The sequence below is a fragment of the Pseudofrankia asymbiotica genome, from assembly GCF_001983105.1.
Classification (GTDB): Bacteria; Actinomycetota; Actinomycetes; order Frankiales; family Frankiaceae; genus Pseudofrankia; species Pseudofrankia asymbiotica.
The window spans coordinates 176052-201096 of the sequence record NZ_MOMC01000022.1 but is presented as its reverse complement, the minus strand read 5'-3'; the positions used below and the strand labels follow the sequence as shown (position 1 = coordinate 201096).

Here is a 25045-nt window from a genome sequence, read left to right as displayed (position 1 = left end):
CGGCCGGCGTCGCGGTGTCGAAGGGAGCCTTCAGATGGCGAACGACCTCGAGTCGTTGGACTTCTTCCTGGGCCAGGAGCTCGTCGAGAACCCGTATCCGTACTTCGACGAGCTGCGGTCCAAGAGCCCGGTGCGCCGGGAGCCGCATCACAACGTCGTGATGGTCACCGGTTACGACGAGGGCATCCAGGTCCTGCAGGACAACGAGAACTTCTCGTCCTGCACGTCAGTGACCGGCCCGTTCCCGGGCTTCCCGGTCCCCCTGGAGGGCCGCGACGACGTCGCCGAGCTGATCGAGCAGCACCGCGGCTCGCTCCCGTTCTTCGACCAGCTGCCGACGATGGACCCGCCGCTGCACACCGACCATCGCGCACTGCTGATGAAGATGATCACCCCCAAGCGTCTCCGCGAGAACGAGGAGTGGATGGGTGTCATCACCGATCGGCTGCTCGACAGCCTTCTCGAGGGCGGCAAGGGCGAGTTCATCGGCGACTTCGCCGGGCCGCTGGCGCTGCTGGTCATCGCCGACCTGCTCGGCGTGCCCGAGGAGGACCACGCCGAGTTCGTCAGCCACCTGAACCGGGCCGCCAGCGGCACCATCGGCGGCACCAGCGGTGAGTCGCTCRCGCACTCCCCACTGGAGTTCCTCTACGAGAAGTTCAGGGTCTACATCGAGGACCGCCGCAAGGAGCCGCGCGGCGACGTGCTCACCGGGCTCGCCCAGGCGACCTTCCCCGACGGCTCGACGCCCGAGGTCATGGACGCCGTGCGGGTCGCGGCGAACCTGTTCTCCGCCGGCCAGGAGACCACCGTCCGCCTCGTCAGCACCGCGGGCAAGCTGATCGCCGAGGACCCCGAGCTGCAGGCCAGGCTGCGCGCCGAGCCCGGCCTCATCCCGAACTTCCTCGAGGAGACGCTGCGCACGGAGAGCCCGATCAAGGGCGACTTCCGGCTCGCCAAGGTACCGACGACCGTGGGTGGCGTGGACGTCCCCGCCGGTGCCACGCTCATGGTGGTCAACGGCGCGGCCAACCGCGACCCGCGGCACTTCGACGACGCGGACAAGTTCGACATCACCCGGCCGAACTCCCGGCACCACATCGCGTTCGGCCGCGGCATCCACACCTGTCCCGGCGCCCCGCTGGCCCGCGCCGAGGCCCGGGTCGCGATCGAGCGGCTGCTGGCCCGCACCAGCGAGATCCGCGTCGACGAGGCCGTCCACGGCCCGGCGGACGCCCGCAAGTACCGGTACCTGCCGACCTTTATCCTGCGTGGCCTCGGGTACCTGTGCCTGGAGTTCACTCCGGCCCAGAACCCGAGCGAGGCGTGATGAAGGTCTTCATCGACGAGGACGTCTGCCGCGGGCACGGCGTCTGCGCGGCTGAGTGCCCCACGGTGTTCGGGATCAGCGACGACGGCTACGGCGAGGTCCTCGTCGACGAGGTGCCCGCCGACCTCGAGGCGGAGGTCCGCACCGTCTCGGGCCACTGCCCCGAGCGCGCCATCACGGTGGAGTAGCACACCAACGCGCGAAAGGGGCGGTGGCGGGCTCAGGCCCGCCACCGCCCCTTTCGCCGTTGTTCAGGACGGACCGTCAGGCTCTCTTGGTTCGATGCCCAGGGCCGGCCCCATCGGTGCTCTTCCTCGTCTCAGCAGGCGTCTCAGAAGCCGGGGATGATCGCGGCGTTGCAGTCCGCCGCGGCCTGGCGCAGCCGGATCGCCTGGGAATAGGCCTCGGACGTGTACCAGGCCTTGGCTGCCTCGACCGAGTCGAACTCGAGGATGACCGTCTGGTTGCCGTGCCACTCGCCCTCGAGGACCTCGGAGGCGGGGCCGAGAGCGAGCGGCCGCCCGGCGACGCCGTCGAACGACGCCCCGGCGACCTTCGCGTACTCGGCCATCCCGTCCGGGTCCTTGATCGCCTCTGTGAACACGATGTACGCCTTCGGCATGGCTCTCTCCTTCATCCGCACACAACCCGCCTCGCGGCGATGCAACCACAGCCCTTCATCAGGTGCAGCCGCCGTCATCGCCAGGGCCGGTCCCAGGTCAGGACAGGTAGGTGCCGCCGAAGGCCTCGATGAAGCCGAACGTCTCCGCGGCGGAGTTGGACTGGGGAGAGATGATCAGCCAGGTGACGCCGATCTTCTCCAGCTCCGCCCACTCCTCCCGGTGCCGGTCGGCGTCCGCGTTCGGCGCGATGGCGGCCTGGGCGCCGCTGTAGGACGAGGTGAAGTCCAGCGGGCCGGGGCGCCCCGCCGCGGCGGCCGCGTCCTTGACACCCTGGATCAGGGTCGCCATCTGCTCCTGCGACGTGATCGCCATCGTCTGCGCGGTCTGGGCCACCTGCGGGCTGGCCGTCATCGGCAGCCAGCCCTGGGCCTTCTCGGCGGCCCGGCGGCGAGCGCGACCCGAGTTGCCGCCGACCCAGATCGGGATCGAGTCCTGGACCGGCTTCGGGCGGGCGATGACGTTGCGGGCGTCGAAGTGCAGGCCCTTGTAGCTGAACGGTTCACCGCGCCAGTGCAGCGGTAGCACGTCGAGCGCCTCGTCGAACAGCGCGGCCCGCTCCGCGAGGTCCACGCCGAGCGCGAAGAACTCCGACTTCTGGTAGCCGGTGCCCATCCCGATGATCAGCCGGCCACCGGAGAGCTTGTCGACCGTCGCCGCCGCTTTCGCGAGCAGGAACGGGTTGCGGTACGGGGCGACGACCAGGTTCGTCATCAGCCGCAGCCGGGTGGTCGCCGCGGCGGCGAACCCGAGCGCCACGAACGGGTCCAGGCTCTGGTGCCCGCCGTTCTCCAGCCAGCTCGCGCCCGGGACCGGGTGTTCGGTGAGCGAGATGGCGTCAAAGCCCGCCTTCTCGGCGGCGGCGGCGACCTCGTCCAGCGGCCCGAGATCGAGCATGTCGCGGCTGGTCCCGTTGGTCTCCGGGTAGTGCAGGATGAAGCGCATATAACCCTCCTACACCGTGCGGATTGGTAGACGCATCCAACCGCGTGTCGTGGACGTGTGATCTAGGACCGCGTTGTCGTAGTCGACGTCCCAGTCGGTCCACCGCCTGAGCACTTCCGCCAGCACGACGCGGCCCTCGGTGCGGGCGAGCGACGAGCCCATGCAGAAGTGGATCCCGCGGCCGAAGGACAGGTGCCGCTCGGCCTCCCGGTTGATGTCGAACACGTCGGCGTCGGGGAAGCGCCGCTCGTCCCGGTTCGCCGAGGCGTTGAGCAGCAACATGATGGCGCCCTCCGGAACGGTCTGACCATGGAGCTCGACGTCGCGCGACAGCACCCGCCCCTGCACCGGCGACGGCGTCTCGTAGCGCAGGATCTCCTCGATCGCCTGGTTGACGGTCGACGTGCCGGCCGCGATCGCCCGGCGCTGGTCGGGGTGGTCGGCCAGCAGCTGGCCGGTCCAGCCGATCAGCCGGCGCGTGGTCTCGTTGCCTGCGCCGGCCAGCAGCGAGATGTACAGGAGGATCTCGGTGCGGGTCAGCCGGCGGGTCGTGCCGGTCTCGTCGCGGAACTCGACGGTGAGCAGCGTGGTCGTCAGGTCGTCGGACGGATGGTCGGCCCGCCAGTCGACGTAGTCGGCGAACTCCGCCATCGCCGCACGCATGTCGGAGAGCTCCGGCACCTCGCCCTGACTGATGTGGTGACGGGCGTTGTTCCGGTCGCGCAGCGCCTCCTGCTCGCTCTCCGGAATACCGAGCAGCATGCCGATCACGCGCATCGGGATGAACGCGCCCAGGTCGGCGACGAAGTCGAACCCCTCGGCGCCGACGAACTGGTCGAGCGTGCGCGCGGTCAGCTCACGCACCCGGGGCTCCAGGGCCGCCATGCGCTTCGGCGTGAACACCCGGGACAGCAGCGCGCGGTGCAGGTCATGGATCGGCGGGTCCTCGGCCAGGACCATGCCCGGCGGTATCAGCGTCCCGGCCTTGATCAGCTCGAGGACCGAGCCCTTGCCGGAGATGTACGTCCTGTGGTCGACAAGCGCCTCGTCGACGTCGTCCCACCGGCTCAGCGCGTAGAAGCCGTGCCTGTCGTTGTGGTAAAGCGGCGCCTCGTCCCGCATCCGCTTCCACACCGGGTACGGGTCGGTGTCGATCTCCACGTCGTAGGGGTCGTAGTAGACCCCCCTGTCCGCTGTAGCGGCCGCTAAGCCAAGCTCTGCCACGCCTGAACGCCTCCATCAGCCCCGGAGCACCGACCGACCGCCACGGCAGCCGTCAAGCCCACATTCGTGGCAGCAGCATGTCACCGATATGAAGGCCGGGGCAACCGCGACGGACGCCTCGACCGCGGGCCGGCCCGTCGCCGACGGAGCCGCCGACCACCCTCGGCCGCACGCGCACGCGCACGCACGAAGGGCGGGTCGCCTGTTGCGCGCACCCGTACCGGCCGATGAGTATTTACTCATTAATGATAAATCCGCGGCCAGCCCCGTGCTGGCCGCCGCGAGGCGGAGGGAGCGCGGATGACCACCGAGACGACGGGTCAGGGTCCCCTGTCCGGCGTACGGGTCGTCGAGGTCGCTTTCGGTACCAGCGTGGTCGGAGCCGGCCTGGCCGGCAGCCTGCCGGGCGCGCTGTTACGCGACTTCGGCGCCGAGGTGACCCGGGTCCGCTCCGGCCGCCGGCCGACGCTCGACACCGGGGTGGAGTTCGCCCGCGTCTGGGACCGCGGGAAGGAGATCGTCGACGTCGACGACGACGCGGACCCCGACGGCGCGGCGGCGACGGCCGCGGCGCTCGCCAGGTCCGCCGACGTCCTGTTCCTCAACGGCCCGGAGAAGGCGATCGAGCGCCGCGGGCTCGGCTACCCGGACCTCGCCCGCGCCAACCCGGCCCTGGTGGTGGTCCGCACCCGGCCCAGCCACACCGCTCGCGGCGCGCTCGCCGACCTGGAGCTGCTGCTCGCCGCCCGCACCGGGCTGCTCACCCAGATCCGGTGCCACCAGCCCGGCCGCCCGGCGTTCCCCGACCTCGCGATCGCGAGCGCGGGCGCGGGGCTCGCGGCGACGGTCGGGGCGCTCGCCGGGCTCTACGAGCGGGCCGCGACCGGGCGCGGTGGCTGGGCGGAGACCTCGCTCGCCGACGGCCTGCGCGCGATCCTCCCAATGATCATCGGGCGGGTCGAGCACCCCTCCCCCACGACGAAGCTGCTCTGGCATGACCAGGGCCCCCAGGAGACCCTCGCCTACCGGTGCGCCGACGGCGAGTACATCCAGCTCTGGTTCGGCGCCAAGGGCGCCTACGAGGAGTTCCTCGCGTTCCTCGGCGAACCACCGAGCGAGCGCGGCTACAACGCCGACATGATGAGCGGCGAGATGGTCGAGCGCGGCATCCGCTGGGCCGAGGCGATCGCCAGCCGCCCCCGCGCCGCCTGGCTCGCCGACCTCGCCGGCCACAACTTCCGCTGCGAGCCGGTGCTGCGCCCCGGCGAGGCGCTCCTGGACGACCACGTGCGCCGCACCGGGCTCGCCGTCAGCCACGCCGACCCGGCCTACGGCCGGATCGGCGTCCTCGGCCCGATCGCGCGCGTCACCCCGGCGGGCCAGGCCGGCGCCCCCGGCGTGCCTGACGCGCCCGCGCCAGCCGGCGGTGCCGCGGCGGGTTCCGGGCGGCTGCTGTCGGGCGTTCGTGTGCTCGACCTGTCCGCCTACCTCGCCGGGCCGGTCGCGACCGCGGTGCTGGCGGAGCTCGGCGCAGACGTCGTCAAGGTCGAGCCGCTGACCGGCGACATCCACCGGAACATGGAGCCCATGTTCGCCGCCGGCCAGCGCGGCAAGCGGGCCGCCGCGCTCGACCTGAAGGCACCCGGCGCCGCGGGCGTGCTCGCCGCGCTCTTCCGCGACAGCGACGTCGTCCACCACAACGCGCGGGTGGGGCTCGCCGAGCGGCTCGGCTACGACGAGGCCACCGTTCGGGCGGCCAACCCGAACGCCGTCTACTGCCACGCGAGCGGCTTCGGCGCGACCGGCCCGCGCGCGAAGCTGCCGGCCAACGACCACCTGATGCAGGCGCTCTCCGGCGTCGAGGGCTCCCAGGGCGGTGCGGGCCGGCCGCCGACGTTCCTCGTCTGGGGCGCGATCGACTCGGCGAGCGGCTGGGTCGCGGCCTGTGGGATCCTCGCGGGCCTGTACGCGCGCCGCCGTCACGGCGGCGGGCAGTCCGTCAGCACGTCGCTGCTCGGGGCCGGCCTGATGCTGAAGTCCGGCGCGTTCGTCGCCTATGCCGCCGACCCGGCCGGCACGAGCCACTTGGCCGACCTGGCCGGCACGAGCGGCACGAGCGGCCCGGGCGGCCCGGGCTCGGACGGCGTGCCGGCCGGCGAGGCCACGGTGGTCGCCGGGCCGGTGCTCGACGCCGAGCAGACCGGCTACGGCGCGGCCTACCGGATCTACCAGGCCGGTGACGGTGCCTGGCTCGCCCTCGCGGTCCCGGACGCCGAGGCGTGGGGGCGCCTGCGCGACGCCGTCACGGCCGGCCTGCCGGCGGGGCGGGGGTCACTGCTCGCGAACCTGCCCGCGACGCCGCCACCGCTGCGGACCCGGTCGGGCGAGCACCAGCCCGCCGAGGAGATCCTCGAGGCCGCCTTCCGCGAGGGTGGCGCGGCGGCCTGGGCGGCCCGGCTGCGCGCGGCCGGCGTGCCGGCGGAGCTGGTCGCCGAGGTGGACAGGTCGGGCTTCGTCGCGAACATCGTCGACGACCCGGTGGACCGCGAGCTCGGCCGCACCGTCGCCTTCGACTGGGGAGCGCGCGGCCTGACCGAGCAGCCCGGGTTCGCGCTGCGCCTGGGCCCCGAGCCCCGCCCCGCCGTGCGGGTCTCGATCCCCGGCCTCGGTGAGCACACCACCGAGGTCCTCGACGCCGCCGGCTTCGACGCGGACGCCCGCGCGGCCCTCGCCGCCGCCGGCGCGATCCCCGCCGACGCGCCGCGCGCCGTCGGCACGCCCGGCTGACGCCGCCCGGCCGTGGGCCCGACCGTTCCCAGGCCGGGCTCGCGGCCGGTCGCCGGCTTCACGGCCGGCCCCTCGCGTGCTGGCCCGTGTTGGCCAGGCGTTCGTCACACGCTCCAGACAGCCGGTGAAGTCCGCACGTTCGCGCCCGTTCCATTTGAGATACTGACAGGATCATGACGAGCGATCCGACCCGCTCAGCGGGCCGGCCCGTGGACCGGGCACCCATCGTCGACGCAGCAGGGGCATCCGCGCCGGAGTCGATCGCCCGCCGCGTCCCGTTCGCCGACAACCCCACGGTCGGTCAGCGCGGGCGGCTCACCCAGCAGCGCATCGTGGCGGCGGCGCTGCAGGTCTTCGGCGAGGGCGGCTACCACACCGCCAGCATCGCCGACCTCGCCAGGCGCGCCGGCTGCTCGCGGGTGGCGTTCTACCAGTACTTCTCCAGCAAGGAGGACGTGCTTCGGTATCTGGCCGGGCAGGTCACTCGCCAGGTCGGCGCCTCCGTCGAGGCGCTGGGGCCGCTCACCCCGGACGCGGCGGGCTGGGCGGCGATCCGCGAGTGGGTGGAACGGTACGCGGACATCTACGAGCACTTCGGCGCGGTGTTCCACGTCTTCGAGAGCGCGGCCAGGGAGACCCCGAGCCTCAAGGCGCTGAACGTGCAGGCGGCGACGGCGAACATCGCGCTGATCCGGTCCAGGCTCACCGCGACGACGCTTGCCCCGCACGATGCCGACGGCGTGATCGGCCTTCTCCTCGGCGCCACGGCCCGCACCTTCTACTCGGCCGAGATCCTGCGCCGCGCGGCCCCGCGGGCGTACCCACGCGCGCGGGTCGACGACGCGCTCGCGGACGTCATCCACCGCGCCCTCTTCGGGCTCATCCCCGACGTGAACGCGCGCGGCCGCGACACCGACGCGGCGCCGCTCATCGACTTCGACCGCCGGGCGGCCGGGGCGCCGGGCCAGCGCTCCGCGCTCACCGACGCCGCGCGGGCCACGTACGACGCGCTGCTCTCGGCCGGGTACGAGGTCTTCACCAAGCGCGGCTACCACGGCGCCCGGGTCGATGACGTCGCCGAGGCCGCCGGTCTGTCACACGGAATCTTCTACCGGTACTTCGCGAACAAGGCCGACCTCGCGCGCACGCTCGTGCTGGCCGCGATGGCGCCGCTGTCCGGCACACTCGCCGCGATCCCCACCCCGCCCGCTCCCGGGTCGGAGCAGGCCTGGTCGACGGAGACCCTGCGGGACTGGCTGCGCACGTACAACAAGATCCAGGTCTCCGAGGCCGGGATCATCAGGATCTGGATCGACGCGACGCTGCACGAGGCGGCGCTCGGTACCGACGCGGCCGCCGCCCTCGACTGGGGCCGGCGCCAGCTCGCGCACTTCCTGGTGCCTCGCGGCTTCGGCGACGTCGACGCCGAGGCGATCGTGACGATGGCGCTGTTGGACGTGTTCGGCGGCGGGCACCGCTCGGCCGAGACCCTGGAGGCCGCCGCCCTGGTGATCGAACGCGGCCTGCTCGGCACCCGGCAGTCGTCCTGACCAGGCTCCGGCCGCCCCGGGAACGGCGCCGGCCGGTCTCGCGTCACAGACGCGAGACCGGCCGGCATCACGGTCACGGACTTTCCTGGGACCGAGCGGCTCCCGTCAGCGGTCAGACGCTGGCGGGGCTCTCGAGCTTGGCCGGGTAGCCCATCAGGTTGGCGAGGTTGCCGCCCATGAACTTGGCGATCTTCTCGTCGTCGTCGACGTAGGCCGCCAGATCCTCGGCGTACTTCGCCGGCTCGGCCAGGCCCTCCGGGTGCGGGTAGTCCGACCCGAACAGGACGTGCTCCTCGCCGAGAAGCTCGGCCAGGTCGAGGTAGTTCTCCTCCCAGAACGGGGAGATGTAGATGGAGCGGCGGATGGCCTCGACCGGGTTCTCCGGGAAGTCCTGCGGCATCTTCTTGTAGAGGTCCTTCAGCGCCTTCATCAGCGGCGCCACCCAGGCCGCGCCGTTCTCGATGACGGCGACCTTCAGGTCCGGGAACCGGGTGAGCGCGCCGTGGCAGGCCAGCGCCGCCACGGAGTCCTCGATCGGGCGCCACGCGGACAGCATCCGGAACGCCTGCGGCTGGAACGGCAGGAACTCGCTGTTGTTGCCGTACCAGTCGTTGGTGTAGCGCTCGTAGCCCGAGTCGGACGAGTGCATGCCGACGATCAGGTTGTTGTCGACGATCTTCTGCCACACCGGGTCGAACTCTTCGAAGCCGAAGGACCGCGAGCCCCGGAAGCCGGGCACCGGCGCGGGCCGGATCAGCACGACCTTGGCGCCGCGCTCGATCACCCAGTCGAGCTCCTCGAGGGCCTTGTCCACGATCGGCAGGGTGATGACCGGCGTGGTGAAGATCCGGTCCTCGTAGTTGAACTGCCACGTCTCGTACATCCACTCGTTGAGCGAGTGGACGACCGCGTGGATCAGGTCCGGGTCGTCGCGCATCCGCTCCTCGACGAGGCTGGCGAGCGTCGGGAACATCAGCGTCCGGTCGACGCCCTGCTCGTTCAGGAGCTCCAGGCGCGCCTCCGGGCCGCGGAAKGCCGGCATCGCCTTGATCGGCGCGCCGAAGATCTCCCGGCGGCTCTTACCGTCCGGGTTTCCCTTCCGGTAGTACTCCTCCTGGGCACCGGGGCGCGCGACCRCATCGAACGTGGGGTTCGGAATGTAGTTCGAGATCTGCCCCCGCACCACGATCTTCGTACGCCCGTGYACGTCGACGTAGTCGATGGCGCCCTTGTACCTGTCAGGCAGGTGCTTGGTGAGTGCATCGCGCGTCTCGTACAGGTGGTTGTCCGCGTCGAACACAGGGAACCTGGCACTGGTCATGTTCTGACCATAGGCCGTTTCTAACACTCGTGTCAACGGCCGCGCAGAAAGGTGGAGTCCCCGTTTCGGGGCGTGGTTCGGATGCCTGCGCGCAGGCCGTTCGGATGCCGGCGCGCAGACCGTTCAGATGCCGGCGCGCAGGCCGCGGAACAGCTCGTAGGACGGATCGGCGGTGTCGCGGCTGCCGCCGCCGGGCAGGCGGGCGGTCACCGGCCGGTCCTGCTCGTCGAAGTCCAGGACCCACACGCGGTGATCGATGGCCCAACGGCCGTCCCGGCGCGACCAGCGGTCCAGGTACCGGCCGGCGTAGAACTCCTCGGTGAAGCCACCGGCCACGGCGGTGCGCAGGCGCACCGTGACGTACGACTCGCTGACCGCGCGCTCGCCGCGGACCTCGATCCCGACGGTCGCGATCTGATGGGAGTGCGCCAGGCGCCGGAGATGGTTGCGTGACACCTGGTCCACGAAGTCGCGCCCGGAGCCCCGGAAGACCGCCGCGCCGTAGTCCGCCGTGCCGTCCTCGTGCCAGACGGCGTATCCCAGCTCGTCGTCACGGCGATCCATCGCGCGGCAGTAGTTGTGCAGCTGCTGGCGAATCGCCTCACGCGCCGCGAGCTCCGCCAGCGCCTCGGCCTCGGTACCGCTCACAGTCGCGTGATCGCTCTCCGGTAGGCGTGGACCATCCGTGGACGCGCTCAGCGCGCCTGGCCTGTCAACGGCGCGCCACCTCACCCCGCGGGTCGACACGCGACCCCGCGGGTCGACACGCGCCAGCCCGTCCTCGTGGACCCGAGCGCTCGCGAACCATATAGTGCACGGCCACGTGCATCATATGAACCGTCGACCCTGGTCGCCAAGGGGCGGATCGCCAGCCCTGGCGACGACGACGAGCCCTGGGCAGGGACTACGGAGGCGGGTCCGGATGAGGCTTGGCGTCACCATCCCCCAGAACGAGCTGGGCGGCGATCCCGACGCGCTCCGTCAGTTCGCGGTGACCGCCGAGCAGCTCGGGTACGAGCATCTGCTCCTGTACGACCACATCGTCGGGGCGGTACACGGCGTGGACCGCCAACCACCGCTGCCCGAGCGGTCCTACCACGAGAAGGACCCGTTCCACGAACCGCTGGTCACCTTCGGCTACCTCGCCGCGGCCACCCGGCGGGTCGAGCTCGTCACGGCGATTTTGATCCTCCCCCAGCGCCAGACAGTCCTGGTGGCCCGGCAGGCGGCCGACGTCGACCTGTTCTCCGGCGGCCGGCTGCGACTCGGCCTGGGCGTCGGCTACAACCCGGTGGAGTACCACGCGCTCGGACAGGAGTGGACCACCCGCGGACGCAGGCTCGACGAGCAGATTCCCTATCTTCGCCAGCTGTGGAGCGGCGAGCCGGTCACCTTCACCGGCCAGTTCGACCAGATCGACCGGGCCGCCCTCTGCCCGCCGCCGAGCCGGCCGATCCCCATCTGGCTTGGCGGCTCGTCCGAGGCGGCCTTCCGCCGCGCGGCGAGACTCGCCGACGGTTTCATCTTCGGCTACGGCTTCCACCAGGAGGCCATGCTCGCCTGGAGCCGGGTCCAGCAGCTGCTTCGCGAGCAGGGCCGCTCCCCCGACGGGTTCCGGTCGCTGTTCAACCTGCTGCCCGACGAACCGGGCGCGTGGATGGGGCAAACGGTGGAAGCCCTCCCGCGGCTGCGTGACGCGGGTGTGACCGACGTGGCCGTCAACAGTGCCCGCAACGGCCTCACCACGCTCGGCCAGCACCTCGACTTCATCGCCGAGATGAAGAGGCGGGCCGACGCCGTGCTCGGCTAGACGACGGCGCTACTCGTAGAAGTGCGCCAGGAAGTGCGTCGACCAATCCACGGGATCGCTGGGCACGTAGTAGCCGGTCTCGTCCTGGATGGCCCCCCAGTTGGACGGCGGCGTTACTCGTAGAAGTGCGCCAGGAAGTGCGTCGACCAGTCCAGGGGATCGCTGGGCACGTAGTAGCCGGTCTCGTCCTGGATGGCCGCCCAGTTGGCGGCGACGTCGTCGATGTCGACCTTGGCCGGGTCGGGGTTGAGGTAGCCCTCCGTGACACCGACGAAGAGCCGGGCGAACCGGCCCCCGCCCGCCAGGTACACCTCGCCGCTGACGCCGCACTCCTCGTGCGCCAGGTAGGCGACCATGGGGGCGACCGCGGCCGAGCTCAGGTCCGGGACGGCACGGAATCCCTCGGTCAGCGGAGCGCTGGTGGCCGGGGCGGCATCCGCCGGCGCGGCGTCCGTCGAGGCGGCGCCGGTCGCGGCGGTACCGGTCGCGGCGGTACCGGTCGCGGCGGTACCGGTCGCGGCGGTACCGGTCGCGGCGGTACCGGTGGAGGACGTGTCCGCCGGGGTGCCGTCGGCGGGGGCGCTGGGCGCGGGCTTGTTGGCGAGCCGGGTCATCGCGTTCGGGCCGATGACGTTGATCCGGATGTTCTGCTCGCCGGCAGCCGCGGTCATGCTCCGGGCCATGCCGATCATTGATGCCTTCGATGTCGCGTAGCCGAGGTTGTCCGAGAGCCCGAACATGCCGATCGACGTCGTCAGCACGATGCGCCCGTAGCCCTGCTCCACCATGTGCGGCCACGCCGCGCGCACGGTGTTGAACGAGCCCTTCACGTGCACATYCAGGTGCGCCTCGAGATTGGCGAGGTCGATGTCAGGAAGGCCCGCCCAGACCATGTTCCCGGCATTGTTGATCAGGATGTCGATGCGCCCGAACTCGCCGATGGCGGCGTCCACAATCGACTGGCCACCCTCGACGGTCGACACGTCGCTGAAGTTCGCGATCGCGGTGCCACCGGCGGCACGGATCCCGTCGACGACCCTGTTCGCCGGTGCGGCATTGGCCCCGACGCCGGTCGACGAGCCGCCGAGGTCGTTGACGACCACCTTGGCCCCGAGCTGGGCCAACAGCACCGCGTAGGCCCGGCCGATACCGCGTCCGGCGCCCGTCACGGCCGCTACTCGGCCGTCGAAGGTGAACCTGCTCATCGGGTTGGCACCGTTCCTCTCAGCGGCGGGCACCGCGCACCCGACCTGTGTGATCGCGGGCCGCGGCCTGGGACAGGGCCTGGCCTGGTTCCGGGCTGGTAAGGCGGCTCGACTGGCACACGTCGGTGGCGCCGTCACCAGGGCGGAAGCGACGCTAGTGTCTGTTGTACCGATCGGTCCAGTCAATCGACCCGGAAGGGACTCGCATGAGCGCCGAGTATGCCGACGCCGTCGCACGGATCCGCGACACCATCGCGGCGTATGCGCAGGCCGTGGACGACGCCCGCACCGAGGACGTCGTCGCCACGTTCCTGCCCGACGGGTCGGCGTCCTTCCCCGGCTCGGAGGTGCTGCACGGCCACGACGCGATCCGCGCGACCTACTCCAAGCTGACTCCCGGGGTTCCCCAGCGGCACGTCGTGCTGAACATCCACGTGACCGACTTCGACGGCGAGTCGGCCAGCGCGACGAGCGACCTGCTGTTCCTGGTCAAGGCCGAGAAGGGCTGGCGGGTCCAGCTCGTCGGCCGGTACACCGACCGCCTGCGGGCGAGCGGCGAGGCCTGGCTGTTCGCCAGCCGCGAGCTGGTCTTCGTCTAGCGATCCGAGGCCGGCGTCCGAAGGATGCGCGAAAGAAGATCATTTTCGCACATCCTTCGGCCCTCCAGGCGTCCAGCCCGGCCCCGGCCCCGGCAGGCGGAGGTCCCGGGCGAGCCGCACGGGACCTGGTCCACCCGCCGGCCGACGGGCCCCGGCCCGGTCAGCCGAGGAAGCCCGCGTAGCCGCTCTCGACCGTCTTCTCCATCACCCGCAGCAGGGCCGGCCGGCCGGCAGGGTTCAGCAGGAAGCGCCGCGGCTTGCCCGGCACGTTCGTCCCGTAGTACTGGCCGTGCTCGACGAAGCTGGAGAACGGCAGGCCCTTCTTCATCGTCGCGGCCCACCGCTCCTCGGTCTCGGCGGGCACCTCGACGCGGTCCTCGCCGCGCTCGCGCGCGAAGCACATCAGGTCGGCGACGAAGTCGACCTGGTCGCCGCCGTAGCGCGGGTTGTTGCCCGCGGCGCCGTGCGGGCCGCCGGGGAAGAAGAAGTTCGGGAAGTGATGGCACATCAGGCCCAGGAAGGTGCGCGGGCCGTCCGCCCAGTACTCGTTCAGTGTCAGCCCGTCCGCGCCGCGGATGCCCATGCGCAGCATCGCGCCCGTGCCGAAGTCGAACCCGGTGGCCCAGACGACGATGTCGAACTCACGCAGGCCGTCCGACGTCTCGATGCCGGTCTCGGTGACCCTGACGAACGGGGTGTGCTGGGTGGAGACAAGCTCGACGTTCGGCCGGTTGAACATCTCGTAGTAGCCGGCGACGAACGGCGGCCGCAGCGCGCCGTACCCGAGGGTCGGGATGAGCAGGTCGGCGACGGACTGGTCCTCGACGATCCCGCGGATCTTCTCCTCGAGGAAGTCGCACCACTCCTTGTTCGCCTTGGGGTCGAGCATCATGTCCGCGTAGTTGGTGCTCATCTTGGCGAAGCCGGGGCTGTTCCAGGCCCRCTCGTAGAACTCCCAGCGCTGTTCCTTCGTGTCCTCGAAGGTCTTGCGGTCCGAGGTCTCGTGCAGGTAGCCCGCGATGGAGACGGCGAGGGCGTCCCTGATCTTCTCGAAGTTCTCCTTCAGCTCCGCCTGCTGCTCGGCCGAGATCGGGTGGTTGTTCAGCGGTGTGCACCACGACGGGGTGCGCTGGTACAACGTCAGCGAGGCCGCCTGCCCGGCGATGACCGGCGCGACCTGCACGCCGGAGGAGCCGGTGCCGACCACGGCCACGCGCTTGCCGGCGAACTCGACGGGAGTCGCCGGCCAGCGGCCGGTGTGGTACTGCTCGCCGGCGAACCCCGTGCGCCCGGGCACGTCCGGGTAGAACGGCACCGAGAGCACGCCCGTCGCGCTGACCAGGTAGGTCGAGCGGACGACGTGCCCGTCGGCGGTCCGCGTCGTCCAGGTGTGGGACTCCTCGTCCCACTCGGCGGCGACGACCTGGCTGCCGAACCGGATGAAGCGGCGGAGGTCGAACCGGTCGACCACGTAGTTCATGTAGCGCTCGGTCTCCGGCTGGCCGGCGAACTCCTCGCTCCAGTCCCACTCGCGCCATAGCTCGGCCGAGAAGAGGTAGCCGTAGGTGTAGCTTTCGGAGTCGAACCGGCTGCCGGGGTAGCGGTTCCAGTACCACGTGCCGCCCACGCCGTCGCCCTGCTCGAGCAGTTGCACGGAGTATCCGTCACGCTGCGCGCGGTACAGCTGGTTGATTCCGAGGATGCCCGCGCCCACGATGACGATGTCGACGTCTGCTTTTCCCATGTCTCCCACATCGGTCGCGGCGGCACTCAGAGAGATCTTTCGCACCGGGATGCTCTTCTGCACTGAGGTGCTCTTCTGCACTAAGATCTTTGTACCGACCGGTCCAGAGATTCCATGAAGCTATCCCGCCGCCCTCGGGAGCGTCAAGGCGACGAAGTTCCCGGCAGGCCAGGCCAGGCGTGCCCCCRCCTGGCGCGGGACGCCACGGGCAACCGTTGAACCGGCCGGAAGACTTGGCTACCGTCACGCTGTTTGTACTGGTCGGTCAAGAGGCCAACGGGTGCGCGAAAATGATCTTCTTTCGCATACCCGGGGCCACTGTCCCCGACATCACTAGGTGGAGGCAGGTTCGATGAGCGCTCCGGACATGAACTGGGTCGGCGTCCTCGCCCACCACGCGGACCGCGCTCCGGAGAAGCCCTTCGCCGTCTATGAGGGCGACACCGTCACCTACCGGCACGCCCTCGAGCGCACGACCGCCGTGGCCGCCGGCCTGCGGGCCCGCGGGATCGGCGCGGGCGACGTCGTCGCCCTGCTCGCCTACAACAGCGTCGACTTCCTGACGACGATCTTCGCGGCGAACTATCTCGGCGCGGCCGTCATGCCTCTCAACTGGCGGCTCGCGGCGGCGGAGCTGGAGTACATCCTCGACCACGCCCAGGCGCGCGCGCTCGTGGTGGACCACGAGCTGGTCGCGCTTGGAACCGATGCGACCAAGCAGCTGCCCGCTCTGGCGCGCATCGCCATCTCGCCGGAGGCCTCCGACGGATGGGAACGCCTCGCCGACCTCGCCGACGGCTCGGCGCCACCGGCCGAGCGCGCCCAGACCGCCGGCGACGACATCCAGCGCCTCATGTACACCTCGGGCACCACGGGGCGCCCCAAGGGCGTGATGATCACACACGCCAACCTCGCGTGGAAGAACTACGCCCACATCACCGAGTTCGGTCTCACCGCCGCGGACGTCGGCCTCGCCTGCGGCCCGCTGTACCACGTCGGCGCCCTCGACCTGGTGACCACGTCGATCATCGCGGCGGGCGGCACGACCCATGTTCACCAGACCTTCGACGCCGCCCGCGTGGTGGACGACATCGAACGGTCACGGATCACCGTCGTGTGGATGGCGCCGGCGATGGTCCGCGCGGTCCTCGACCTGCCGGGCGTCGACGGGCGCGACCTGTCCTCGGTCCGCGTGCTGATCGGCGGCGGCGAGAAGATGCCGCTCCCCCTCATCGACCGCATCCAGAAGGTCTTCCCGTCGGCGTGGTTCGCCGACGCCTACGGCCTCACCGAGACGGTCTCCGGCGACACCTTCCTCGACGCCGGCAGCATCCGCGCCAAGCGTGGCAGCGTCGGCCGGGAATGCCTCTACCTGGAGCTCGACATCTGGGACGACGACGGGCGGGGGCTGCCCGCCGGCGAGGCCGGCGAGATCGTGCTGCGCGGGCCGAAGGTCTTCAAGGGCTACTGGCGGGATCCCGAGGCGACGGACCGCGCCTTCGCCGGCGGCTGGTTCCACACCGGCGACATCGGCGTGCGCGACGAGGACGGCTACGTCTTCATCGTCGACCGCCTCAAGGACATGATCCTCTCCGGCGGGGAGAACATCGCCGGCTCCGAGGTCGAGCGCGTCCTCTACGAGCATCCGGCGGTGCTCGAAGCCGCCGTCGTCGGCCGTCCCGACGAGAAGTGGGGCGAGGTCCCGGTCGCCTTCGTCGCTCCCAGGCCGGGTGTCTCGGTGACCGCGGACGAGCTCATCGAGCACTGCCGCGGCAGCCTCGCGAAGTTCAAGGTGCCGAAGGCGGTCACCTTCATCGACGCCCTCCCCCGCAACCCCTCCGGCAAGATCCTCAAGCGCGAGCTCCGCGGCCAGCTGTAGCACGACGGAACGCGGTCGCGGCGAGCCGTGACGCAGAGAGCCATCGCACGGCGAGCCCATCGCACGGCGAGCCGTCGCACGACGAGCCCATCGCATGACGTGCCGTCGCATGACGTGCCATCGCACGGCGAGCCCATCGCACGACGAGCCATCGCACGGCGAGCCAGAGAACTCGTGGGAACTTACCGACGCCGACATGCTGGACGCGCTGCTCAAGGACTACGACCGGGCCTGTGCCCAGTCCCGTGCGGCGGCGGCCGGGTTCGCGCTGGACGACGTCGTGCCGCATCCGGACGCGGCGAGGTCTCGGTGCGCTGGATCTACGTCCACATGATCGAGGAGACCGCCCGCCACGCGGGCCACGCCGACATCCTGCGCGAGCTGACCGACGGCGCCACCGGCCGCCTCGGCTGACCCTGTCGGCCGTCAACCGACGAGGACGACGAGGACGACCGGCTGCGCCGGACGCTCACATACTGATCGCCTGGCCGGCCGGACGCCCGTTCGTGCGGGTCGACGACGAGATCACCGACGCGACCGCGCCTGGGTAGAAAGCACCAGTGAGGACACGCCCACCTCCATCAGGTCGATCCACGACGCGGCCTCGCCGAGGGCGACTACGCAACGCTCCACCGGTGGCCAACCGACTCGGCAAGATCGGCAACAGGGTGACCGATGTGACCGCGACATGGATCTCCGATGATTTTAGAACGGACACGGATCTCCTTCGGCCGACCGCCGTTCACTGTTGATTCTGCGTGTGGCCGAGGGCATGGCTGCATAGATGAGGCATCACCCTTCTCGCCTTCGGGGAGAAGTAGACCCTCTTCCTCGTTTGTATTGATGTCCAAATGATAGGTCCGGCCGGCGGGACTCATCCAGATGAAGACGCCGGCTTCTGGCTGGTTCAGCGTCCAGCCACCTCGATGTTTGGCCGAGTGATGATGGCGGCACAGCAGGCCAAGGTTGTCGAGCGCGGTTCGACCGCCCGTGGCGTGAGCAACCGTATGATCGATGTCGCAGCAGGTGGCGGGCATTCCGCAGCCGGGAAAGACGCATCGAGTGTCTCGATGTCGGATGAGCCGGGCAAGCGCTGGGGTCGGAATCCGCCGGTGCCCGAGGTCCAGGACCGTGCCGGTGTCCGGGTCGGTCAGGACGCGGCGCCAGTTCGCGTCAGCGGCCAGCATCCGGCCGACCGTGGCCGGGATCGGACCATGTCCGACGAGCTCGGCGGGGTTGTCGTCCAGCCCGGCGAGAGTGCCAACGGCGGCGATGACCTGGATCTCGACCTTTACCAATTCGCGGCGATTACCCAACAGCAACGCCGCGAGAACGTCCGCGCGCCGGGCATCGATCGGCCGCCCGTCGCCGTCGACACGGGCATCGGCCTTCGCGATCCGGTCGATCCGCTCGAAGATCGCGCGTGCGTCCTGGGCCGTCAACGTCGCCGACAGTAGGCCCATGCCATCCTCGAGAGCCTGAACGGCGACACCACGCTGAGCATGGGCTTCCTTGCGCCGCCGCGCGGCGGCGTCTGGATCGATCCGAGTCACCATTCGGTGCAGCTTGCGACGCCACTGTGACGGCGACTTCAACCGGCCGCCGGCCAGCATCTGGGCCTCGACGGTGGCTCGTTGCCCGTCGGACAGCGCCCGGGTGACGTCGTGCAACGCGAGTAGCCGGGGATAGTCCAGCTGGCCCGACGTCAACGCGTCGAGCGCGTCGGGCACCTGGTGAGCGATGTCCCAAGCCTGCGCGAGCCGACCCGAAGCGGTGCGTGGCGACTGGCTCAGCTCGGCTGCCAGCTCGTCGGCGAGGAACTCCGAGTAGGCCCCACCGCTCTCGTCGCCATCGCCGGAAGGCGCCGGCCGGAGCCGGGCCAGGTGGACCTGCGCCCGGATCGTCAACCCCTGCAGACGGGAAGCCAGCCGGACAAGCTCCACCACCAGGTCAAACGCCGCTTCCTCGGCACAGCCCGCCAGCCCGGCCAACACGGCCTCCAGGGAGGTATCCGCCTGGGCGAGCCACCTCAACGGTCCACTTTCGAGTCCCGCGACAGAAGACACCGCGTCCAGAGACACCGCGTCCGGCTCTTCCATCGCGGGGACGAGCATCTGGGCGGCGGCGATCGGGCGGGAGGGKCGCGCCACCGATCGGGACGACGGCCGCCGTGGCGCCGGCGAGCTGAACCCAGACGGTCTGGAACCGGCGGGTCGGAAGGAAGGTCCGGATCGGATGCCCCCGCGCGGGCCGGCGGTATCCGTGGGACCCGCGGGTGAGTCGGAGGACGACGGAGCATGGCCGCCACACGTATCGAACATGTGTTCATAGTAGCTCGGAGGAGGGAGAAATCAACCGCGCCAGAATTCGGGCCGGGCACGCTCGGCCAGGTCGGACCAGTCATTCTGACCGCCCTCCCCAGTTTAAACGGAGGGGGCAACTGGACTGCACTAGCCGGATTTACCTGGAAGACGCTATTGCCGCTTCCCGTACGTTCGACGATACAGAAAAGGAAACGCGACCGCGATTTTCGCGAACCACAGTTTCAAGCGATCCGACCAGGTTGTCAGAATCACCGTCCGGGCCAGCCGACGGAATCCCTGCCGGACCAGACGGCGATGTGGGCGCCCTGCATCCGCACACATGTGATCACAAACATGATGGGCATGCCGGATGCAAGATGTTCCCGGCCGCCACCGCTGCCTTACCGAAAAGATGATCGATCACGACGACGGCACGGGCGACCCACCAATGAGCGTGCGCCCACGCGGACCACAGGACTATCAGGTGCTCGGCCTGGTTGCCGGCGCGGGTTAGTCGCCCGTTACCTTCGGCGCCGTCGATCTCATATCGATGGCGTCTCGACCCGGAAACCGATCCCGTGTCCGAAAGAGTTCGMCGCCAGGGTCATCGACATATGTCGCCACCGTAAACGCCCGTAGTCACGGCCCACCTGTCGGCGACGGCGCGGCGGTTCCCCCCCAGGTGCCCACGCCACGTGTAGGACATGGACGAAAGGGCGTCAGATCCCAATGCCACTTTAGTTAATCCAAGATCGACCGGCATCGCCGCAGGTCAGCGGTTCGCGTGAAGATCGAAAATGGTTCTAACTAAGTGGCATTGCCTCAGATCTCCGAGGCGCCGGAACCAGCCTCACCGTCAGTCCCCGTGTGGGGCAGGCCCCACGCGGGTTCCATCAGCGGTTTCCGCCTACACCGTCGCGACGGGAGTGAGCGGGCCGCCAGCGGTGCCGGGGAGGCGTAGGGGCGGGGCGGTGAGCAGGAAGCTGGTGCGGTTGTGCTCACGCAGCCAGGCGGCCAGGTCGTGGAGGTACCAGAGCTCACCGAGCGGGATGCCGAGCTTGAACAGGCACAGCTTGTGGATCGGCAGGAGGGTGTGCGGCTCGCGGCTCGCGGGTGCGAAACCCTCGACGGCGTAGTTGTCCGCGATGAGCGCCGACTGTCCGGAGTCGATAATCCACTGCAGGATCCCGTCGTCCTGCGCGTCGAGGTAGGGGTACATGGCCTGGATACGGGACTCGTCGGGCTTGCCGTTCCACTCCAGGATCTTGGTGGCATACCCGGTGTGGAGAATTACCATGTCGCCAGGGCGGATCTCCACCTTGTCGGCGTCGATGATCTCGCGCAGCGTCTTCCAGCTGACCGCGGTCCACTCCTCGGTGTTGCCGAGATGGTGGGCGATGTCGATCAGCACGGCCCGGCCCTGCACGCCGTGCGCCGCCATGTGCTCGAGGCCGAGGTGCCGGGCGAAGCTGAGGCTGCCGCTGCCGTCACCCTTGGCGTCCTCGCGCGGCCCGATCACATCCTCGCCGGGCCGGAAACCGTTGTAGTACACCGGCTCGTCGACRCCGTCGCCATCCGCGTCGAACAGCGCGCCCTGGTGGACCAGCGCGTCCCACTGCGTCGAGTACTGCAGCCAGAGGGTCACCATGTCGTCGGACCAGACGTCGGTGAACGAGTAGTGGAGCTGGTCGCGTCCGACGATGTTGTAGAAGACGTCGGGGTTGTGCTTCAGGTCCTCGGTGGGCCGCAGGATCGGCGGGTAGCGGCGCTGGTTGAGCGAGCTGCCACCAGGGAGGTCCAGCGGGAGGCTCAGCGAGAACGCCTTGCCCGCGGTGATCTCGCGGACGCCCTCGAGCACCTTCTCCGGCGTGATCATGTTGACGCGGCCAAGCTCGTCGTCGTCGCCCCAGTCGCCCCAGTTCGAGTCCTGCGGACGCTGCTTCCAGCGCTTTGCCACTGTTCCTCCTCAGGGCCGGGAYGGTCACCCGCCCAGCGAACCTAGCCAATCTTGTACCGAGCGGTCAATAATTGGACGGCCACGTATCCTAGCCGGCAGGGAGACGTGCGCAGCGGCACGAGACACGGCCTCCGGCGGCACGAGCCGGCGCCCGACCTCGGATGACACGGCCCCACCGGGCCGCCAACGACACAGCGCCATCGACACAGCTGAGCCGAACGGAGCGACCGCGAAGGCCATGACGGAGGTCAGTGTTCGGCGCAGCGCCAAATGGGAGCTGCGCCGCCAGGAGATCATCGACACGTCCGCGCACCTCTTCGCCCAGCGGGGGTTCCACGGCACCAGCACGGCCGAGCTCTGCGAGGCCAACCAGGTCGGCAAGGGGGCCCTCTACTACTACATCGGTTCGAAGGAGCAGCTGCTCGTCGCGATCCACGACCGGGTGATGGACGAGGTGATGGCCGGAGCCGACCGGGTCGCGAGCCTCGGCGGTACCCCTCCCGAGCGGCTCGGCGGGCTCGGCGCCGAGCTCCTCGACGTCATCCACCGCTATCCCGACCACGTCTGGGTCTTCCTGCACGAGTTCCCCGCGCTCACCGGTGAGAACGCCGAGACGTTCCGGCGGCGACGCCGGGACTACGAGATGCGCGTCGAGGAGGTCTTCGAGGCGGGCCAGCGCTCGGGGCACTTCCGCGACATCGACCCGCCGATGGCGGCGAAGGCGTGGCTCGGCATGCACAACTACACCTACCTGTGGCTGCGCCCGGGCGGGCGCGTCGGCGTGCTCGACCTCGCGGAGCAGTACGCCGACATCTTCGTCCGCGGCATCTCCGCCGCACCGCCGTCCGCCGGCATCGTCGCCAGGCCGCCGACGGACGTGGCTGGTGCGACGAATGCGGCGGGCGCGACGGACGTAGCGGGCGCGGGCGGCACGCCGGCGCGGACGGGCGCGAAGAAGCGGCGCCAGGGCGCCGCTTAGCCGGACCCGGCCGCCGCGTGGCCGGACCCGGCCGCCGCGTGGCCAGACCCGGCTACGCGGCGAGGGGACCAAGCTACGGCGCGGCGTAACCGCCGTCGACGACGATCGCCGACCCCGTCGTCCACCGCGAGGCGTCGCTCGCCAGGTAGGAGTAGGCGCCGACCAGGTCGTCGGCCGCGCCGAGGCCGAGCGGGTGCTTCGCCGAGATCGCGTCGATCGCGCTCTGGGGCAGCTCCGTGTGCATTCCGGAGAGGAAGGTGCCGGGGCAGACCGCGTTCACCCGGATGCCGTCGCGGGCGTACTCGACGGCGGCGACCTTGGCGAGGTGGATCACGCCGGCCTTGGTGACGCAGTACGGCGCCGAGTGCGACCACGCGGTGATGCCCGCCACCGAGGCCGTCAGGATGATCGACCCGCTGCCCTGCCGGCGCATCGGGCCGACGGCGGCGTGGATGGCGTTGACGGCGCCCAGCACGTTGACCCGGAACGACCGGTCCCAGTCCGCGGTCGTCAGGTTGTGGATACGCCCGTTCTGCGCGAGCACGCCGGCGTTGCTGATGAGGACGTCGAGCCGGCCGAAACGCTCCACCGCCAGGCGCACGACGGCCTCGACCTGGGCCAGGTCGCTGACGTCGGCGACGGCGGTCTCCGGCTTCGCGCCGCCACCCTTGATGCCCTCCGCCGTCGCGGCCAGCGCCGCTTCGCTGACGTCGGCGAGGACGAGGTCGGTGCCGGGCTCGGCGGCGAACACGCGCGCCAACGCGGAGCCCAGGGTCCCGCCCGCGCCGAGAAGCACCACCACCCGCCGCCCGGCGGCGCCGGGGCGAGAGACGGCCTGTTCGGTGACCTGCTCGAGGACGCCCTGCTCGATGACGTCGTGCTGATCGGACATCTGACCTCTTACCTTTTTACTTGAGTAGGTAGCCGCCATCGACATTGAGGACGGCTCCGGTGAGGAAGTCGGCGGCGGCGGAGGCCAGGAACAGGTAGGCCCCGGCGAGGTCGCCGGGCCGGCCCCAGCGTTGCAACGCCGTGTGGTCCAGGATGGACCGCTCCAGGCGGTCGTTGCTTTTCCAGCCGGCGGCGAGCGGTGAGTCGAACCAGCCGGGGGCGACCACGTTCACGGTGATCCCCGCCGAGGCGAGGTCCAGCGCCAGCGCCTTCGCCATTCCCACCAACCCGGCCTTGGACGCGCTGTAGGCCGCCAGGCCGCGCGCCGGCCGCTCCCCCAGCACGGACCCGGTGAAGATCAGGCGTCCGCCCGCGGTCATCACCCGCGCGGCGGCGCGGGCGCCCAGGAAAGCCCCCGTGAGATTGACGTCGATGACGTCGCGCCACACGTCCGGGTCGGTCTTCAACGGACCGGCGACGACCGGGGAGATGCCGGCGTTGCAGATCCAGGCGTCGACCCCGCCCCAGGCCTCCACCGTGCCGTCGGCCACCGCGTCGTTGAACGCGACGTCGCGCACGTCGCCGCCGAACAGCAGCACCGGGCCGGGCAGGGTGTCGGCGACCGTCTTCAGGTCGCGTTCGGTGCGCGCGACCAGCGCGACACTCGCGCCGGCCCGGGAGAACGCGTGCGCGAGCAGCTCGCCAAGCCCCCGCCCGGCGCCGGTCAGCACCACGCGTTTACCGCGGACGTCGCCGACGGTCGGAAACGTCGGCGGGATCTCGATCCGGTCACTCATCGCCCACTCCACCGCGGCGAGCGCTTCTCGATGAACGCCGCCAACCCTTCCTTCGTGTCCTCGGAGTCGAGCAGCCGCCTGAACTCCTGGTCGCACATCGCTCGCAGCGTGTCATCGTCAGTGGTCGCGGCGGCGCGCACGATCCGGCGGCTGGCCCGCACCGCCAGCGGCGCGGCCGCGGCGATCTGTTCGGCCAGCCGCAGCGCCTCCGTGAGCGCCTCGCCGGGCTCGACGAGCCGGCTGACCAGGCCCAGCGCGAACGCACGCGTCGCCTCGAGCGGCTCGCCGGTGAGGATCGCGTCCAGGGCGGCCGCCTGGCCGATCGCCCGCGGCAGCCGGAACAGACCGCCGGAGGAGGCGACGAGGTTGCGTTTCACCTCGGCGAGCCCGAAGGCCGACCGGGTGCTGGCCACGACCAGGTCGGCGGCCAGGACGATCTCCAGCCCCCCGGCGGTGGCCAGGCCGTCGACCGCGACGACCACCGGTTTGGCGCGCTCGCGGAACACGAAGCCCGCGAACCCGCCCCGAGCGGTCATGAGCGTGTCGAGCTGCCCGGCCTCGATCGCCTTGAGGTCCGCGCCGGCGCAGAACACCGGGCGCGCCTGCCCGTCGGAGTTGGCGCACAGCACGCCCACCCAGACGTCCGGATCGTTCTCCAGGGCGTCGATCGCCGATTCCAGCCCGACCGCGACGTCGTGGTTGACGGCGTTGCGCGCCGCGGGCCGGTTCAGGGTGATCACCGCGACGTGGCCGGAGACCTCGTAGCGGACGGCCTCGGAAACGGCGCCGGACTCGGACCCGGCGCCAGGGACAGCGCCAGCACCAGGCGAGGCGTCAGCGTCAGACATCGACGACCGAGATCGCCTGCGTCGGGCAGCCGGTGACAGCGCTGACGAGCTCCGCCGCCGTGTTGCCGTCGGGGTCGACGACGATCGCGATCGCGTCGTCATCCTGGGCGAAGGTACTCGGCGCGTAGATCAGGCACTGACCGGACCCCATGCACAGGTCACGATCAATCCGTATCTCATGAGCCACGTTGGCTCC

Annotated in this window: 21 protein-coding genes and 1 pseudogene; 9 read left to right on the top strand and 13 right to left on the bottom strand. The window is 70.5% G+C overall.

Annotation, left to right across the window (positions count from 1 at the left end):
• Nucleotides 1-34 precede the first annotated feature (34 nt).
• A complete protein-coding gene (locus BL253_RS12535) occupies nt 35-1330 on the top strand; it encodes a cytochrome P450 (protein ID WP_076816537.1) in 1296 nt (431 codons plus the stop codon).
• A complete protein-coding gene (locus BL253_RS12530; protein WP_076816535.1) occupies nt 1330-1518 on the top strand; it encodes a ferredoxin in 189 nt (62 codons plus the stop codon). The genes BL253_RS12535 and BL253_RS12530 overlap by 1 nt, the downstream gene beginning before the upstream one ends.
• 143 nt (nt 1519-1661) lie before the next feature.
• Here the strand turns inward: BL253_RS12530 and BL253_RS12525 are convergent, their stop codons facing one another.
• From BL253_RS12525 to BL253_RS12515, 3 genes are all read right to left on the bottom strand, one after another.
• Nucleotides 1662-1952, bottom strand: a complete 291-nt coding sequence (locus tag BL253_RS12525) for a DUF1330 domain-containing protein (protein ID WP_076816533.1) — start codon at nt 1950-1952, stop codon at nt 1662-1664.
• Between the two features lie 97 nt (nt 1953-2049).
• A complete protein-coding gene (locus BL253_RS12520; RefSeq protein WP_076816531.1) occupies nt 2050-2955 on the bottom strand; it encodes an LLM class F420-dependent oxidoreductase in 906 nt (301 codons plus the stop codon).
• A gap of 9 nt (nt 2956-2964) precedes the next feature.
• Nucleotides 2965-4179, bottom strand: a complete 1215-nt coding sequence (locus BL253_RS12515; RefSeq protein ID WP_076816530.1) for a cytochrome P450 — start codon at nt 4177-4179, stop codon at nt 2965-2967.
• Between the two features lie 300 nt (nt 4180-4479).
• Here BL253_RS12515 and BL253_RS12510 point away from each other — a divergent pair, with 300 nt between their 5' ends.
• Nucleotides 4480-6966 (top strand): CoA transferase, encoded by a 2487-nt coding sequence (locus tag BL253_RS12510; protein ID WP_076816528.1) that lies wholly within the window; start codon nt 4480-4482, stop codon nt 6964-6966.
• 173 nt (nt 6967-7139) lie between these two features.
• Entirely contained in the window at nt 7140-8516 is a 1377-nt protein-coding gene (locus tag BL253_RS12505; RefSeq protein ID WP_076816526.1) for a TetR/AcrR family transcriptional regulator, read from the top strand.
• A 112-nt stretch (nt 8517-8628) separates the two neighbouring features.
• Here the strand turns inward: BL253_RS12505 and BL253_RS12500 are convergent, their stop codons facing one another.
• Nucleotides 8629-9837 (bottom strand): amidohydrolase family protein, encoded by a 1209-nt coding sequence (locus tag BL253_RS12500; protein ID WP_076816524.1) that lies wholly within the window; start codon nt 9835-9837, stop codon nt 8629-8631.
• 123 nt (nt 9838-9960) lie between these two features.
• A complete protein-coding gene (locus BL253_RS12495; protein ID WP_076816522.1) occupies nt 9961-10485 on the bottom strand; it encodes a nuclear transport factor 2 family protein in 525 nt (174 codons plus the stop codon).
• Between the two features lie 274 nt (nt 10486-10759).
• Here BL253_RS12495 and BL253_RS12490 point away from each other — a divergent pair, with 274 nt between their 5' ends.
• A complete protein-coding gene (locus tag BL253_RS12490) occupies nt 10760-11647 on the top strand; it encodes an LLM class F420-dependent oxidoreductase (RefSeq protein ID WP_076816521.1) in 888 nt (295 codons plus the stop codon).
• A gap of 113 nt (nt 11648-11760) precedes the next feature.
• On the opposite strand, the gene BL253_RS12485 is transcribed toward BL253_RS12490, so the two are convergent.
• Entirely contained in the window at nt 11761-12852 is a 1092-nt protein-coding gene (locus tag BL253_RS12485) for an SDR family NAD(P)-dependent oxidoreductase (RefSeq protein WP_076816519.1), read from the bottom strand.
• Between the two features lie 206 nt (nt 12853-13058).
• Here BL253_RS12485 and BL253_RS12480 point away from each other — a divergent pair, with 206 nt between their 5' ends.
• Complete coding sequence (locus BL253_RS12480; protein ID WP_076816517.1) at nt 13059-13451, top strand: nuclear transport factor 2 family protein; 393 nt, start codon at nt 13059-13061, stop codon at nt 13449-13451.
• Nucleotides 13452-13611: 160 nt separating this feature from the next.
• On the opposite strand, the gene BL253_RS12475 is transcribed toward BL253_RS12480, so the two are convergent.
• The gene (locus BL253_RS12475; RefSeq protein WP_076816516.1) at nt 13612-15195 is read right to left on the bottom strand and encodes a flavin-containing monooxygenase; all 1584 of its coding nucleotides are present in this window, start codon (nt 15193-15195) and stop codon (nt 13612-13614) included.
• A gap of 352 nt (nt 15196-15547) precedes the next feature.
• Between BL253_RS12475 and BL253_RS12470 the strand changes: the two genes are divergently transcribed.
• Both BL253_RS12470 and BL253_RS45345 read left to right on the top strand, forming a co-directional pair.
• Complete coding sequence (locus BL253_RS12470; RefSeq protein WP_081438257.1) at nt 15548-17074, top strand: acyl-CoA synthetase; 1527 nt, start codon at nt 15548-15550, stop codon at nt 17072-17074.
• A 94-nt stretch (nt 17075-17168) separates the two neighbouring features.
• Nucleotides 17169-17488: pseudogene (locus BL253_RS45345) on the top strand (mycothiol transferase).
• A gap of 203 nt (nt 17489-17691) precedes the next feature.
• Here the strand turns inward: BL253_RS45345 and BL253_RS12460 are convergent.
• Together BL253_RS12460 and BL253_RS12455 are read right to left on the bottom strand one after the other, a co-directional pair.
• Nucleotides 17692-19173, bottom strand: a complete 1482-nt coding sequence (locus BL253_RS12460) for an HNH endonuclease signature motif containing protein (protein WP_241834735.1) — start codon at nt 19171-19173, stop codon at nt 17692-17694.
• 1111 nt (nt 19174-20284) lie between these two features.
• A complete protein-coding gene (locus BL253_RS12455) occupies nt 20285-21334 on the bottom strand; it encodes a cyclase family protein (RefSeq protein WP_076816513.1) in 1050 nt (349 codons plus the stop codon).
• 238 nt (nt 21335-21572) lie between these two features.
• Here BL253_RS12455 and BL253_RS12450 point away from each other — a divergent pair, with 238 nt between their 5' ends.
• The gene (locus BL253_RS12450) at nt 21573-22313 is read left to right on the top strand and encodes a TetR/AcrR family transcriptional regulator (RefSeq protein WP_076816511.1); all 741 of its coding nucleotides are present in this window, start codon (nt 21573-21575) and stop codon (nt 22311-22313) included.
• Nucleotides 22314-22386: 73 nt separating this feature from the next.
• Here BL253_RS12450 and BL253_RS12445 read toward each other — a convergent pair whose 3' ends face one another.
• The 4 genes from BL253_RS12445 to BL253_RS12430 are packed head-to-tail and all read right to left on the bottom strand — an operon-like array spanning nt 22387 to nt 25036.
• Nucleotides 22387-23205 (bottom strand): SDR family NAD(P)-dependent oxidoreductase, encoded by an 819-nt coding sequence (locus tag BL253_RS12445; protein WP_081438255.1) that lies wholly within the window; start codon nt 23203-23205, stop codon nt 22387-22389.
• Between the two features lie 16 nt (nt 23206-23221).
• A complete protein-coding gene (locus BL253_RS12440) occupies nt 23222-24001 on the bottom strand; it encodes an SDR family NAD(P)-dependent oxidoreductase (RefSeq protein ID WP_076816509.1) in 780 nt (259 codons plus the stop codon).
• Nucleotides 23998-24849, bottom strand: coding sequence for an enoyl-CoA hydratase-related protein (locus tag BL253_RS12435; protein WP_081438254.1), 852 nt, complete (start codon nt 24847-24849; stop codon nt 23998-24000). Before BL253_RS12435 ends, BL253_RS12440 begins: the two co-directional genes overlap by 4 nt.
• Nucleotides 24842-25036 carry a ferredoxin gene (locus BL253_RS12430; RefSeq protein WP_007509929.1) on the bottom strand — a complete coding sequence of 65 codons (195 nt, stop codon included), beginning with the start codon at nt 25034-25036 and terminating at the stop codon, nt 24842-24844. Before BL253_RS12430 ends, BL253_RS12435 begins: the two co-directional genes overlap by 8 nt.
• Between the last annotated feature and the right edge of the window lie 9 nt (nt 25037-25045).

Bases quoted from the DNA above. Each gene is read 5' to 3' on its own strand.
- BL253_RS12530 (WP_076816535.1), top strand. From the start codon at position 1,330: ATGAAGGTCTTCATCGACGAGGACGTCTGCCGCGGGCACGGCGTCTGC.
- BL253_RS12525 (WP_076816533.1), bottom strand. From the start codon at position 1,952: ATGCCGAAGGCGTACATCGTGTTCACAGAGGCGATCAAGGACCCGGAC.
- BL253_RS12520 (WP_076816531.1), bottom strand. From the start codon at position 2,955: ATGCGCTTCATCCTGCACTACCCGGAGACCAACGGGACCAGCCGCGAC.
- BL253_RS12510 (WP_076816528.1), top strand. From the start codon at position 4,480: ATGACCACCGAGACGACGGGTCAGGGTCCCCTGTCCGGCGTACGGGTC.
- BL253_RS12505 (WP_076816526.1), top strand. From the start codon at position 7,140: ATGACGAGCGATCCGACCCGCTCAGCGGGCCGGCCCGTGGACCGGGCA.
- BL253_RS12490 (WP_076816521.1), top strand. From the start codon at position 10,760: ATGAGGCTTGGCGTCACCATCCCCCAGAACGAGCTGGGCGGCGATCCC.
- BL253_RS12480 (WP_076816517.1), top strand. From the start codon at position 13,059: ATGAGCGCCGAGTATGCCGACGCCGTCGCACGGATCCGCGACACCATC.
- BL253_RS12470 (WP_081438257.1), top strand. From the start codon at position 15,548: ATGAGCGCTCCGGACATGAACTGGGTCGGCGTCCTCGCCCACCACGCG.
- BL253_RS12460 (WP_241834735.1), bottom strand. From the start codon at position 19,173: ATGGAAGAGCCGGACGCGGTGTCTCTGGACGCGGTGTCTTCTGTCGCG.
- BL253_RS12450 (WP_076816511.1), top strand. From the start codon at position 21,573: ATGACGGAGGTCAGTGTTCGGCGCAGCGCCAAATGGGAGCTGCGCCGC.
- BL253_RS12445 (WP_081438255.1), bottom strand. From the start codon at position 23,205: ATGTCCGATCAGCACGACGTCATCGAGCAGGGCGTCCTCGAGCAGGTC.
- BL253_RS12440 (WP_076816509.1), bottom strand. From the start codon at position 24,001: ATGAGTGACCGGATCGAGATCCCGCCGACGTTTCCGACCGTCGGCGAC.
- BL253_RS12435 (WP_081438254.1), bottom strand. From the start codon at position 24,849: ATGTCTGACGCTGACGCCTCGCCTGGTGCTGGCGCTGTCCCTGGCGCC.